The organism is Anaerococcus tetradius, from assembly GCF_947087635.1.
Lineage (GTDB): Bacteria > Bacillota > Clostridia > Tissierellales > Peptoniphilaceae > Anaerococcus > Anaerococcus tetradius.
The window spans coordinates 25,856-38,856 of the sequence record NZ_CAMUDP010000012.1 but is presented as its reverse complement, the minus strand read 5'-3'; the positions used below and the strand labels follow the sequence as shown (position 1 = coordinate 38,856).

Below are 13,001 nucleotides of genomic sequence, written 5' to 3'. Positions count from 1 at the left end.
TTCCTTATTAATATTATATCCATTTAATAAAATTTTAATTATAAATATAAAAAAAAGACAGCCCCAAGGCTGCCTTAATTGCTTATATTATTTGTTGATGTTGTAGAAGGCCTTGATTCCTTTAAATCTTGCGTCATCGCCTAGTTCATCTTCTATTCTTAGAAGTTGGTTGTATTTTGCAACTCTGTCTGTTCTTGATGGAGCACCTGTTTTGATTTGTCCAGCATTTACAGCTACTACTAAGTCGGAAATTGTTACGTCTTCTGTTTCACCTGATCTGTGAGAAACAACTGCAGTATATCCTGCTTCTTTAGCCATTTCGATGGCATTAAGTGTTTCTGTTAGTGAACCAATTTGGTTAACTTTGATTAGGATTGCGTTAGCAACACCTTCTTTAATTCCTTTTTCAAGTTTCTTTGTATTTGTTACGAATAGGTCATCACCTACAAGTTGAACTTTATTGCCAAGTCTTTGTGTAAGTTTTGCCCATCCTTCCCAGTCATTTTCATCAAGACCATCTTCGATAGAGATGATTGGATATTTACCTACTAATTCTTCTAACCAGTCAATCATTTCATCTTCAGTTTTTACTGTTCCTTCTCCATCAAGGTGATATTTTCCATCTTCCTTGTTGTAGAATTCGCTTGAAGCACAGTCCATTGCTATATATACGTCTTTACCTGGTTCGTATCCAGCAGCCTTAATAGCTTCACAGATAATCTCTAGGGCTTCTTCGTTTGATTTTAGGTTTGGAGCAAATCCACCTTCATCTCCTACAGCTGTGTTGTAGCCTTTAGATGAAAGAACTGATTTTAGGCTGTGGAATACTTCTGCACCAATTTGTAGAGCATGAGCAAAGCTTTCTGCTCCTAGTGGGAAGATCATGAATTCTTGGATATCAACTGAGTTATCAGCGTGTTCTCCACCATTTAGAATGTTCATCATTGGTGTTGGTAGAAGTTTTGCATTAATTCCACCGATGTAGTTATATAGGGACATACCTAGTTCGTTAGCTGCAGCTTTTGCTACTGCTAGGGATACGCCTAGGATTGCGTTAGCACCGAGTTTGCCCTTGTTTTCTGTTCCATCAAGTTCAATCATAGCCATATCTACACCAATTTGATCTGTTACATCATAAGTGTATTCAAGTTCTTCAGCGATGATTTCATTTACGTTTTCAACAGCCTTTAGAACTGATTTTCCTAGGTAATAATTTTTATCACCATCTCTAAGTTCTACAGCTTCCCATTCACCAGTTGATGCACCTGATGGTACGCTTGCTCTACCAAAACCGCCATCTTCTGTGTAAACTTCTACTTCTACTGTTGGATTTCCTCTTGAATCAAGAATTTGTCTTGCATATACATCTGTTATTAAACTCATTTATTTCTCCTTATTTATTGAAATTTACTAAAAGAGCAAAGTCTTCTGCCTTTAAGCTTGCTCCACCAACTAGGGCGCCGTCAATATTATCTTTGCCCATTAATTCTACTACATTGTTTGGTTTTACAGAACCACCATATTGAATTCTTACTTTTTCAGAAGCATCTTTGCCATATTTTTCAGCTATTAAGCTTCTAATATAGCCACACATAGCATCTGCATCTTCACTTGATGCTGTTTTGCCTGTACCTATTGCCCAAATTGGTTCATAAGCTATGATTACTTTTTCAATATCTTCTGTTGAAACATCTTTGAGGTCTTTTTCAATTTGTCCTTTTACTTTTGCTTCATGTTCATTGGCTTCTCTTTCTTCAAGAGTTTCTCCACAACAAAGTATAGGTACTAAATCATGGGCTAGGGCTGCTTTTACCTTTTTATTGATTAGACAGTCACATTCTTTGAAGTATTCACGTCTTTCAGAGTGGCCTAAAATTACATATTTTGCTCCGACATCTGTTAGCATTAGTGGTGAGATTTCTCCTGTGAAAGCTCCACTTTCTTCAAAATACATATTTTGTCCGCCAAAGCCAATATTTGTTCCACTTAATTTTTCCTTGCAAACTACTAGGTCAATGGCTGGTGTACAAACACCTGCTTCTACATTTTCATCTAAGTCTAGATTTTTAATTTCGTCAAGTAGCTTTTCTGCTTCAGAAACTGTCATATTCATCTTCCAGTTTCCTACTATTACTGGTTTACGCATTGTTTCTCCTTATTTGTCTTCTATTGAAGTGATACCTGGTAGGTCTTTTCCTTCAAGGAACTCTAAGCTTGCTCCACCACCTGTTGAAACGTGGGTTATCTTATCTTTTAGACCAGCAAGTTCTATTGCAAGAGCTGAGTCACCACCACCAACTATTGTTACAGCATTAGATTCTGCTAGAGCTTCTGCTACTTTGTTAGTTCCATTTGCGAATTCTTTTATTTCAAATACTCCCATTGGTCCATTCCAAACAACAGTCTTAGCATCTTTTATCTTTGAAGCAAATAGTTCAGCAGTTTTTGGACCTATGTCCAAAGCCTCTTTATCTTCTGGAATAGAGTCTATATCAACTATCTCAGTTTCTGCTCCTGCCTTAATCTCATCAGCAATAACTACATCTATCGGTAGTAAGATTTCTACATTGTTAGCTTCTGCTTTTTTGATTAGTTCAAGGGAAAGATCCATCTTGTCTTCTTCAAGAAGGGATTTACCAATTTCTTTTCCTTGGGCCTTTAGGAAGGTGTAAGCCATACCACCACCGATTAGGATAGTGTCTACTTTTGTAATCAAGTTTTCAATAACGCCTATCTTATCTGAAACCTTAGCTCCTCCAAGGATTGATACAAATGGATGTTCTGGTGCTTCTAGGGCCTTACCCATTACTGATATTTCTTTTTCAATCAAAAATCCTACTGCTGATGGAAGTATGCTTGCAACACCAACGTTTGATGCGTGTGCTCTGTGGCTTGTACCAAAGGCATCATTTACATATAAATCAGCAAGGGAAGCTAATTGTTTAGCAAATTCAGGGTCATTTTTGGTTTCACCTGCTACATATCTAGTATTTTCAATTAGGCAAAGTTCACCATCTTTTAGACCATTAACTTCTTCTTTAACTTTTTCATCAACAACTACATCTGATGGGAAGAAATGGAATTTGCCATTGTAGTGATTTTCTAACCATTTAGCTACTGGTTTTAGAGAAAATTCAGGTTTTGCTTCTCCCTTTGGTCTGCCAAGGTGGCTCATAAGGATTACCTTTGCTTCATTTTCTAATAGGTAGTCAATTGTTGGAAGTGCTGCTCTGATTCTTGTATCGTCAGCTATTTCTTCGTTATTTTCTTTAGAAAGAGGTACGTTAAAGTCTACTCTTACAAGTACCTTTTTGCCCTTCACATCTAAGTCTTTTACAGTTTTTTTATTCATAAGTCTCCTCGTGTTTTCGTGAAAAAAGGCGGAAGCTATCCTCCGCCTTAATTAACTCTTAAAGATTTGCTAGATAGTCAAGTGTTCTAACTAAGTTAGATACATATCCCATTTCGTTGTCATACCATGCAACTGTCTTAACAACTTGTGTTCCATTTGCTCCTTCAACTATCTTTGTAAGTTGAGAATCAAATATTGAACCTGCTGGGTAACCAATTATATCGCTTGATACTATATCATCTTCTGTGTACGCAAATGCATCATTTGAGTACTTCTTCATAGCTGCATTAACTTCTTCTACAGTTACTTTTTTCTCAAGCACTGAGTAAAGCTCTGTGATTGATCCTGTAATTGTTGGAACTCTTAGGGCTGATCCATCAATTTTTCCTTCTACTTCTGGAAGTACCTTACCTACAGCCTTTGCAGCTCCTGTTGATGCTGGAATTGTGTTTTGTGCTGCAGCTCTACCACCTCTTAAATCTTTCTTAGAAGCTGGTGTATCTTGGATAGCTTGAGTAGCTGTGTATGCGTGGATTGTAGACATTTGTCCAGAAACAAATCCAAATTCCTTTAGTAATACGTTAACCATTGGTGATAAGCAGTTTGTTGTACAGCTTGCGCCTGAAACAACTGTTTCTGATCCATCAAGAATATCGTGGTTAACACCAAATACTATAGTTTTCATATCACCTTTACCTGGTGCAGAAATTAGAACTTTCTTAGCTCCTGCTTTAATGTGAGCTTCAGCTTTTTCTTTTTCTGTGAAGAAACCTGTACATTCAAGAACTATATCAACTCCAAGTTCTCCCCAAGGTAGGTCTTCTGGATTTCTTTCAGCGAAAACTTTAATTTCTTTTCCGTTAATTCTAAATCCGTCTTCTGTTAGTTCAGCGTCTCCATTGAATCTTCCTTGAGCTGTATCGTATTTGAAAGCATATAGTAGACCTTCTTTGTCTATAAGGTCATTAATTGCTACTACTTCAATATTATCTTCAACTTCGGCGATTCTTCTTAGTGTAAGACGTCCGATTCTACCAAACCCATTAATTGCTACTTTTGTTGCCATTATTTCCTCCTAATTAATTCTTTCTACAAATACTACTTTACTTATTTGTTAGATTTTTGTCAACATTTACCATTTGGCACCTTCAAGGTACCTATTTGCAAGAACTGCTGCAGTGCATCCGTCTCCTGCTGCTGTGACCATTTGCCTAACCTTCTTATCTCTAGTATCGCCTATGGCAAATACTCCTTCTACATTTGTTTTCATATCTTCATCGGTTAGGATATAACCATGGTTCATTTCTATCTTGCCTTCGAATATATCGGTTTGTGGAATGTATCCTACAAATATAAATACCCCAATTGGAGAATTATCATCAGATTTTAATTCTTTTATTTCTCCAGTTTTAACATTTTCTACTAGGAGAGCTTCTGCTTCCTTATTTCCCTTTATCTCTTTAACTACAGAATCAAGGACTAATTTGATTTTTGGGTTAGATTTTATTTTATCGACAACAACCCCACTTGCCCTAAATTCATCTCTTCTATGAATTATAGTTACTGATTTTCCAAACTTAGTAAGGTAGTTTGCTTCTTCTAGGGCAGAATCTCCACCTCCTACTACAAAGATGTCAAGGCCTGTAAAAAATGGGCCATCACAAGTAGCGCAATATGATACGCCCTTATTAGCAAATTCTTCCTCACCAGGAGCACCCAATTTTCTATGACTTGCCCCTGTAGAAATTATTATGACTTTTGCCTCGAATTCTCCTTCATCGGTTATAACTTTCTTGACTTTGCCTTCTAGTTCTACTGCTTTTACATTAGCATATTTGATTTCACAAAATTCTTCTGCTTGTTCTAAGACTCTCTCTGCAAGTCCCATGCCTGTTGCTTCAGGTATGGAGCCTGGATAGTTTTCTACAAAAGCTGTTCCTGAAATTTGTCCACCAGCTACAGCTTTTTCTATAATCAATGTCTTTAGTTTACTTCTTCCTGCGTATAAACCTGCAGTAAGTCCTGCTGGACCTCCACCAATTATTATTATATCGTACATTTTTCCTCCTTAAAAATTAAAGCCAGCTTGCCTTAGGGCTTCATACAAAACTATAGAAACCGAATTAGCAAGATTTAGTGATCTATCGATCTTTTTAGTCATAGGTATAGTTAGAATCTTATCCTTGTTGGCTTTTAGTAGAGACTCATCTATGCCTTCTTTTTCTCTACCAAAAATCAAGTAGTCTCCATCTTTGAAAGAAACATCTGTATATTTTTTATCGCTGGGAGTTTCTATCAAGAAGTATCTTTTGTCTTTAACAAATTCCATAAATTCTTCCAAAGAGTCGTGGATTACCAAATCTACCTTCTCCCAATAATCTATACCCGCTCTTTTCAAAAACCTATCAGAAAAGTCAAATTTAAAGGGCCTTATCAAGTGAAGTCTTGATTCAGTAAGGACGCAAGTCCTTCCTATATTTCCAACATTACCTGGATGTTCTGGTGAAATTAAAACTATATTATACATGGTTATATTCCTTAATAAGCTTACAAGCTTCTAATATCCCCCCACTGTCATTATTAGAGACAATATAATCAGCTATTTCTTTGACTTCATCTTTTCCATTTGCCATGGCAAAGGAAAGCTTTGAAATTTTTAACATTTCCAAATCGTTAAGACCATCTCCAATGGCAGCTAGATTATTTCTATCAAGCCCCATTTTGTCAACAAGCCCTTCCAAAGTCTTAGCCTTACTTACTCCTCCTGCCATAATTTCCAAGACCCTATCAAATGACGAAGTAAAGCTAAGCTTATCAGAGAACTCTTTGGCTAACAATTTCTTGAGTTTTTCTTTTCCTAGGGGATTTGTATCGAGATTATTTATTTGAAACTTATAAGCTATGTGCTTTCTATCTTTTAATTCTTTTATAGGATTATCACTTATTGAAAATTTCACTGTATAATGGTCTCTATCATCTGGATCAACTAGTAAGTGCCTAACCCTATCTTTATCAAACTTATTTGAATAATAGGTATCTAAATCATAGAAATGAAAGTCAAGATTATAGGCAAGGGAAATTTCATAGAGTTTTTCTAAGTCTTCATAAGAAATCGCCTCTTGGTAAAAAAGCTTTTTGTAAGATAAACCCATAACTGCCCCATTGTTTGCTATAAGGCAAGGCTTATCATCAATTTCTCTTGCATAATGATAGACTGAAGAGAAAACTCTACCACTACAAAGAAGGACCCTTACTCCACTTGCTTGTAAATCTTTTAGGGCATCTATTGTCTCCTCCCTCAATCTTGATTTAGAATCTAAGAGGGTTCCGTCCATATCAAGGGCAAATAATTTAATCATATTCCCTCCTGTAATATTCGCATAGAACATTCAAATCACACTCTTCGCACAAGGGATTTCTTGCCTTGCACAAGGCCCTACCATGGGTTATTAGCTGGTGATGGGTCTTTCTCCACCTATTTTTATCTATGTTAGCCATAAGTTGTTCTTCGGTTTTTTCTACGTTGTTTGCACAGGCAAGCCCCAATCTGTTGGAGACCCTAAATACATGAGTATCTACTGCTATTGCAGGTATATTAAAAGCATTTGATGCTACAACATTAGCTGTTTTCCTGCCAACTCCTGGTAGTTTCATCAATTCTTTTATATCTTTTGGTACCTTGCTATTGTAGTCCTTGTACAAAATCTTGCTTGTAGCAGAAATATTTTTTGCCTTATTCTTGTAAATTCCTACTGTCTTTATATAATTTTCAATAGTTTTTATATCAGCTTTGGCAAATTGTTCGGGTGTATTCATGTCTTTAAACATCACACTAGTTACCTTGTTTACCCTCACATCAGTCGATTGGGCAGAAAGTATAGTCGCAACTAGAAGTTCGAAGGGAGTCGTGAATTTTAACATCGAATAATCAACATCTGGATACATCTTATCCAAAATTTCCAAAAACTTCTTAATTTGTTTTGAATCTAAAATACTATCACCTCGCTTTTTATTATACTCTTAGCCTCTAAAATAACATTTTGATTGATTAAGAGATTGCCATGTTATATAATAATTAGAGAATTGGAGTGATTTAATGTTTAATTTAAAGAAAAAAGATTTAAAAGAACTGGACCTTATACTTTTGTTTTCTACAATAGCTTTAAGCATAATAGGTCTAGTTGTTCTTTATTCGGCTTATGGTGGTAATATCAAGCCTATTTTGACTCAGTTGTTCGCAACTATACTCGGTTTTCTTATAATCTTAATCCTTTGCACAGTTGATTTGGATTTTATTAAGAGATCGTATTGGTATGTCTACGGACTAATGATTATCCTGCTTATTATGACCCTCGCCTTAGGTCGTGGTCTTGATGAATGGGGCTCTAGATCTTGGGTTTACATAGGTTCTTTTTCCTTCCAACCCTCAGAAATAGCGAAGGTCGGCATCATATTTTCCCTTTCTGCTTTTCTGGATAAGCATAAATTTGATGTCAACGATAGAAAAACTTTAGCAAAGATTATACTTATGGCTGGATTTCCAATAGGTCTTATCCTTTTACAACCAGACTTCGGAACAGCTATGGTTTATGTATTTTTTGTAGCAGCTATGATCTTCATTGCTGGTATTTCTTGGAAATGGATTGGAATATTCGCAGGTCTTGGTCTTATAGTAGGATTTGTAGTTCTTACAAATCTATCCGGTTATAGACTTGATAGAATCGAAAACTTCCTAGACCCTTCAAGAGATACTTCAGGAAGTAACTGGCAACAACAACAAGGACTTATAGCTATAGGATCAGGTATGCTAACAGGCAGGGGCTATCTCAGAGGAAGTCAATCCCAATATGGTTATATACCAGAAAAGGAAACAGACTTTATTTTTTCTGTCCTTGCAGAAGAATTGGGCTTTATCGGTTCTATAATAGTAATAGGTCTTTTTGCAATTATAATAATGAGACTTGTAATAATAGCTAAGACTTCAAAAAATACTTTTATTACAAACATGCTAACAGGTATAGCTGGCCTCTTGTTTATCCATATTTTCGAAAACATCTCAATGACCATTGGTCTTATGCCAGTAACAGGAATTCCCCTTCCTTTCTTCTCATATGGAGGAACCTTCCAGTTAATAAGTCTGATAAATATTGGTCTTGCCCTATCAGCCTCCATGCAAAAGAAGCAATACGACGATGGCATAATAGATGAGGAGAACTTAAACCTTATCAATGTAAGTGTATTAAGTCAATAAAACATACAAAAAGGAGCTATTGAATTTTCATCAATGCTCCTTTTTTAGTTCCCACGTTCTGATGCAATAGCAAGACTTACTACTTCACTTGCCTTTCTTTTTTTCAATTCCCTAATAATTTCTAGAACAGTATTAGCTGTCGTTATTAAATCATCTACAAAATATAGAAAGCTTCCTACTCTCCAAGTATCCACTTAATAAAGGACTTTTTCCTAGCATATGGATTTTCAACTTCAATCCATGCCAAAAATTTAGCCGTATCAAGTTCTATATTTACCACTCCATGCACGCTTCCCACACAGACTTCCTGAGGGAGGGCATCGGCATAAATTTGCCCAGTGCTTGCCCCGTAGGTCCTGTAGGATTCGTTAAGCTGGCTAATATTGACAAAAAGATGGCCCGTTTCCTCATCATATACGAAAAGGTCCCTAGAGCCTCGGTAGAGGTTTTTCCACTTTTCCTTATTGGCCTCGGTGTCATCGTTGTACTTCTTTTCTGGGAAATATCTTGGCAGAGGCAGGTCGGCCTTTTCGTAATAGTCTTTGAAAATCTCCCTAGAATTGTATAAAAAATCAAAATTATTATCTTCTGTATAGATATCCCACTTGTAGTCTTCCTCGCTTTCAAGCCTTAAGGCCATCCTATAGCAAAAATCCAAAAAGAGGGTATTGTCAATACTTTCGTAGATATCTTTATAAAAATCAGCCGACTCTTGGGATTTTCTAAGAATCCTATCAATTATCAAATAATAGGACCTCCTCCTGGCCTCCTTTGGCAGGGCGTAGGACTTGGTATTGGTCGTCCCGATCATAATTGGATAAGGATTATCCCTCCTGATTGATAGATTTGATGTTGAAACTATAAATTCCTTGCCATATTTTTCTGTAGTAAAAAATTCATTGTCAATCTCATCTACGAGGATAGGGTTAACATTTTCCCCTCTAATCCAGTCCAGTAAGTTGTCAATCCTATCCCTTTTTTGGCTATTGCCCCTGGTGCCTAAAAGGTCCTTCCATTGGTAAAAACCGCCCTCGTTGATGCCTGTAAGCTTGGACATAATCGAAAGGAGGGAAGACTTGCCAGAGCCAGCCTCACCACCTATAAAGATAAATTGGGGTATGTCTAGCCTATTTTCAACAATTTCAATCTTATCTCTCAGCTCGTAAATAAAGGGAGAGGTGAAAATGCAGAGGATACTCTCGAAAATCCTCTTGCCATAATCATCTGTATAGGAATTTGCATAAGATTCAAAGCCCTTCATATAGTTATTTAGGCATTTCAAAGACCTAGCGAGGTCTTCCTGGCTGGCCTTCTTGCCAAAGGGGATAAGATTGTTAGAATTAAGGCTAGACCTTACAAAAAGACCTGTCATATCCTTTCTAGAATTTCTCAAATCCCTCTTGCTAAAAAGCTCGACCCTTTCTATGGCAGATGTATTTTCAACTTCCCTCACGCTAATCTTTTCAACCTTTTTCCTAACCTTCTTGCTAATGGTCTCCTTTGAGTAAAGAGCCGGCTCATTCTTTCTCTTATTAATCAGCTCCTTAGCAAGCTCAAAGGACACCTCTTCTGCATCAGCCTTCATTTTTTCATCCCTTTTTTGGGCTGCCCTATCGCTATCGATATTATCAAGCTGGCTGATAAGGGAATCTTCACAAATCCCAAGGCTAATCTTATCCTTCACATCCTCAATTATATCCACCACAGCCTTCTCCTTGATATTAGCCACCTGGTCATTGGAAATAATAAAGACCTCATCGGCAGAAATCTCATCAATAGAAGAAATATTTTTAAAAGTCTTGGCATTAAGTTTCTTGAGGTCTTTAGGTATATAATCAGTCAAAACCTTAGACAGACTATCCCTATAATAAGCCATATAGGTATCAAAATAAGAAGAATCATCAAGGATAAGAATATTTTCAAATTGCATAGAAGCCTTATCAAAGGCCCTCTGAGAAAGATTGGCAGAGCCTAGAACAAGCCTCTTATCGCCCCTATCATTCCACAAGAGATAAAATTTTGAATGAATAAGGTGGCTAGCCGACACCCAGACCTTTAGGGCTCCCCTATCCAAATTAAACTTAGCCTTCATAGCCAACTCATCATAAAATTTAATCGGCTCACCTTGGATTTGGTCAAGAATATTCTCCTTAAGGTGCTTTGCAAGCCTATTAATCGAATCCTTGATATAATCATTGTCAATCCCAATCACCAGCTCACAAGAAGCAAAATCAATTAAATATTTGTTCACAAAAGAAGGAGAAATTGAATAAGTAACCCCAATAAGGTGATCAAAAGTATCCTTATCAAAAATCTCCTCTATAGCCAGGTCCACCTCCTCGCCATCCTTTAAAATATGTAGGGTAGAAATTTTAAAATCATCACTAACATCATCCAAAAAACTCAAATTCCTAGACTCCATAAGCCCTCCTTAGCAAAAATATATCCTAATAAATAGATACCCCAATAAAAGTTTTTAAAAGCAACTGATACAATATAAGGGTAGAAAATAAAAGAAGCTAGCATAAAAAAGAAAATCCCTGGGAGAAGTCACAATCTACAAATTCGCCCAAGGCTGTGGCAGCCAAGAGGCAACCTATGAGAAATATGGGGAGACTTATAGGTTTTGGATAAGCCAACTTGCATAAAATCCATCCAAGAATATAATGAAACTACCATAAAGAGAAGGTTAGAGACAAGCTCGACGATCCTTCAGCAACCTGGAAAAATCTAAGGTGCTAAAGCTTGAATGATGGGGCAGATCGCATCCATCGTCGATGGGTGTTTTTTTCTTCTCTAAAAAGGAGGAAATTATGGAAAAAAGAACAGTAAAAGTAAGTTTCTTAGTAGCAGATGATGACCTAAAAAATGGGGACGCTAAATTAGTAGAATTCTTAGAAAAAGAAGGCTTCAGCGAGCATAACCCTATAGGCTATAGCCCTATATGTCCATGGATTTTTGTAGACCTCAACCAAAAACTCTACGGAAGAGCCATGATCGGAGTAAAATTTGGAACCATAATAGGCGACCACGCCATTAGAGAAGAAGAGTTCTACACCATCTACAAAATATACAAACAATACGAAGGCAAAGACCTTTTCACCTTCAAAAAAGAAAGATTTGACTATAATGATTAGTAAATACTCCCAATATTCATTATGAGATTGAAAACAAAACTACCAAAAAAAGCCAGTAATATGTATGTCTGATACATATCCTGGCTTTTTTGTGATGGGTAGCCTAATTACCACCCCAGCATTGTAAAAATATTATATAAAATAATTCTTATTTGTCAATACTATAAAATTTCATATTTATTATAGACCATAGGCCTCATCAAAATATTTTATTAATTTAAAACAAGAAATTATCTCCCTATATTTTATCTAATAAAGCAGAACTTGTCTACTGGTATTGGCTGGTTTCGCCCATTTTTATTAAACAAGGTATGGGAAAGCCTTAGCACTTTAAATGCTAGGATTTAATAATAATTATTTTCTTACTTTGTAATAGAACTTTCTTAATGCTACAAAGTAAATAATTTTCTCATTAAAATCCTTTTTCCTTCAAAAACTCTTCGTAGAAATCGAAAAATTGGTCATCTATCAAATTTACCCATTGAAACATTATGATAACTTCAAGATATTTCTTTTTACCCCTAATATATTCAATATCTCCTAACTGGTTATATAGTCCATCAATATCGAATCTATTTTTCTTTGGTTTTACGTTGTAAGTGTCGATATATTCGCCTTTTATTCTCCTAGATATAGGCCAGGCTTCTGAATTATCACAAAAATACTCGGCATATCCAAATGCCCATTCCATTAAATCAACATGATATTTTTTTCCAGTCTTACAAACCCAATCTTTAACTTTTTCAGGGAGTATTCCCTTAGCTTCATTACTTAGTTGATCTAAATAGTTCATATTTGTTCTGTTACTTTCATCTATAGTAAACCTATTTAGTTCATCAATATACCTATCTAAGAATGGATATTTTTTTATCAATTTTGCATATAAGTTAAATGACGCTTTTTGCCAGCCTTTTGTATCATAATAAAGGCCAAATGCGATATCCTCATGCAGTCTATTCCTTAATGTCCTTACAAATTTAAGATTTTCATCTATAAATATTTTTACTAACCATTCTTGAGTTTCAATACTATAATCAGATAATTCTTTCCTATATTTTAAGGCTTTTTCATTTAATTCTATTTTTTCTTTTTCTAATTCATCAATATCAATGTATAAATTAAAATATTCAAATACATAATTTATGAATTGATGAATATTATCTATTTTTTTACTTACATCAAACTCGTCTATATTATCTCGCTTTTTTCTCTCTTTGATAAAGTCTTCAATCTTCATAACGACACCATTTTCCGTTTTTTA

13 protein-coding genes and 1 riboswitch are annotated in these 13,001 nt (G+C 35.8%); of the genes, 2 read left to right on the top strand and 11 right to left on the bottom strand.

Going from position 1 to position 13,001, the window contains the following annotated elements:
- Nucleotides 1-87: 87 nt before the first annotated feature.
- From eno to nth, 8 genes are all read right to left on the bottom strand, one after another.
- Nucleotides 88-1,383: a phosphopyruvate hydratase gene (gene eno / locus P6936_RS05195; RefSeq protein ID WP_276881028.1), complete on the bottom strand. Its 1,296-nt coding sequence runs from the start codon at nt 1,381-1,383 to the stop codon at nt 88-90.
- Between the two features lie 10 nt (nt 1,384-1,393).
- On the bottom strand, nt 1,394-2,146 hold the full coding sequence (tpiA, locus tag P6936_RS05190) for a triose-phosphate isomerase (protein ID WP_004836189.1): 753 nt from the start codon (nt 2,144-2,146) through the stop codon (nt 1,394-1,396).
- Nucleotides 2,147-2,155: 9 nt separating this feature from the next.
- Complete coding sequence (locus P6936_RS05185) at nt 2,156-3,352, bottom strand: phosphoglycerate kinase (protein ID WP_004836190.1); 1,197 nt, start codon at nt 3,350-3,352, stop codon at nt 2,156-2,158.
- Between the two features lie 58 nt (nt 3,353-3,410).
- A complete protein-coding gene (gene gap, locus P6936_RS05180) occupies nt 3,411-4,418 on the bottom strand; it encodes a type I glyceraldehyde-3-phosphate dehydrogenase (protein ID WP_004836191.1) in 1,008 nt (335 codons plus the stop codon).
- 66 nt (nt 4,419-4,484) lie between these two features.
- Complete coding sequence (gene trxB / locus P6936_RS05175; RefSeq protein ID WP_276881027.1) at nt 4,485-5,411, bottom strand: thioredoxin-disulfide reductase; 927 nt, start codon at nt 5,409-5,411, stop codon at nt 4,485-4,487.
- 9 nt (nt 5,412-5,420) lie between these two features.
- Nucleotides 5,421-5,879: a tRNA (cytidine(34)-2'-O)-methyltransferase gene (locus P6936_RS05170; protein WP_004836194.1), complete on the bottom strand. Its 459-nt coding sequence runs from the start codon at nt 5,877-5,879 to the stop codon at nt 5,421-5,423.
- Nucleotides 5,872-6,711, bottom strand: coding sequence for an HAD family hydrolase (locus P6936_RS05165; protein ID WP_276881026.1), 840 nt, complete (start codon nt 6,709-6,711; stop codon nt 5,872-5,874). The genes P6936_RS05170 and P6936_RS05165 overlap by 8 nt, the downstream gene beginning before the upstream one ends.
- On the bottom strand, nt 6,704-7,345 hold the full coding sequence (gene nth / locus P6936_RS05160; RefSeq protein WP_276881038.1) for an endonuclease III: 642 nt from the start codon (nt 7,343-7,345) through the stop codon (nt 6,704-6,706). Before nth ends, P6936_RS05165 begins: the two co-directional genes overlap by 8 nt.
- 103 nt (nt 7,346-7,448) lie before the next feature.
- Between nth and rodA the strand changes: the two genes are divergently transcribed.
- Nucleotides 7,449-8,603 carry a rod shape-determining protein RodA gene (gene rodA, locus P6936_RS05155; protein WP_276881025.1) on the top strand — a complete coding sequence of 385 codons (1,155 nt, stop codon included), beginning with the start codon at nt 7,449-7,451 and terminating at the stop codon, nt 8,601-8,603.
- A gap of 44 nt (nt 8,604-8,647) precedes the next feature.
- Here rodA and P6936_RS05150 read toward each other — a convergent pair whose 3' ends face one another.
- Both P6936_RS05150 and P6936_RS05145 read right to left on the bottom strand, forming a co-directional pair.
- Nucleotides 8,648-8,797, bottom strand: a complete 150-nt coding sequence (locus P6936_RS05150; RefSeq protein ID WP_004836200.1) for a phosphoribosyltransferase — start codon at nt 8,795-8,797, stop codon at nt 8,648-8,650.
- Complete coding sequence (locus P6936_RS05145; protein ID WP_276861556.1) at nt 8,779-11,025, bottom strand: restriction endonuclease PLD domain-containing protein; 2,247 nt, start codon at nt 11,023-11,025, stop codon at nt 8,779-8,781. Before P6936_RS05145 ends, P6936_RS05150 begins: the two co-directional genes overlap by 19 nt.
- Before the next feature lie 250 nt (nt 11,026-11,275).
- Nucleotides 11,276-11,387: riboswitch (SAM riboswitch) on the top strand.
- Nucleotides 11,388-11,416: 29 nt separating this feature from the next.
- Here P6936_RS05145 and P6936_RS05140 point away from each other — a divergent pair.
- A complete protein-coding gene (locus P6936_RS05140; protein ID WP_276861555.1) occupies nt 11,417-11,740 on the top strand; it encodes a hypothetical protein in 324 nt (107 codons plus the stop codon).
- 412 nt (nt 11,741-12,152) lie between these two features.
- Here the strand turns inward: P6936_RS05140 and P6936_RS05135 are convergent, their stop codons facing one another.
- A complete protein-coding gene (locus tag P6936_RS05135; RefSeq protein WP_004836207.1) occupies nt 12,153-12,977 on the bottom strand; it encodes a hypothetical protein in 825 nt (274 codons plus the stop codon).
- Nucleotides 12,978-13,001 lie beyond the last annotated feature (24 nt).

Excerpts from the sequence above, each read along its gene's own strand:
- eno (WP_276881028.1), bottom strand. The coding sequence starts at position 1,383 with ATGAGTTTAATAACAGATGTATATGCAAGACAAATTCTTGATTCAAGA.
- tpiA (WP_004836189.1), bottom strand. The coding sequence starts at position 2,146 with ATGCGTAAACCAGTAATAGTAGGAAACTGGAAGATGAATATGACAGTT.
- P6936_RS05185 (WP_004836190.1), bottom strand. The coding sequence starts at position 3,352 with ATGAATAAAAAAACTGTAAAAGACTTAGATGTGAAGGGCAAAAAGGTA.
- gap (WP_004836191.1), bottom strand. The coding sequence starts at position 4,418 with ATGGCAACAAAAGTAGCAATTAATGGGTTTGGTAGAATCGGACGTCTT.
- trxB (WP_276881027.1), bottom strand. The coding sequence starts at position 5,411 with ATGTACGATATAATAATAATTGGTGGAGGTCCAGCAGGACTTACTGCA.
- P6936_RS05170 (WP_004836194.1), bottom strand. The coding sequence starts at position 5,879 with ATGTATAATATAGTTTTAATTTCACCAGAACATCCAGGTAATGTTGGA.
- P6936_RS05165 (WP_276881026.1), bottom strand. The coding sequence starts at position 6,711 with ATGATTAAATTATTTGCCCTTGATATGGACGGAACCCTCTTAGATTCT.
- rodA (WP_276881025.1), top strand. The coding sequence starts at position 7,449 with ATGTTTAATTTAAAGAAAAAAGATTTAAAAGAACTGGACCTTATACTT.
- P6936_RS05145 (WP_276861556.1), bottom strand. The coding sequence starts at position 11,025 with ATGGAGTCTAGGAATTTGAGTTTTTTGGATGATGTTAGTGATGATTTT.
- P6936_RS05140 (WP_276861555.1), top strand. The coding sequence starts at position 11,417 with ATGGAAAAAAGAACAGTAAAAGTAAGTTTCTTAGTAGCAGATGATGAC.
- P6936_RS05135 (WP_004836207.1), bottom strand. The coding sequence starts at position 12,977 with ATGAAGATTGAAGACTTTATCAAAGAGAGAAAAAAGCGAGATAATATA.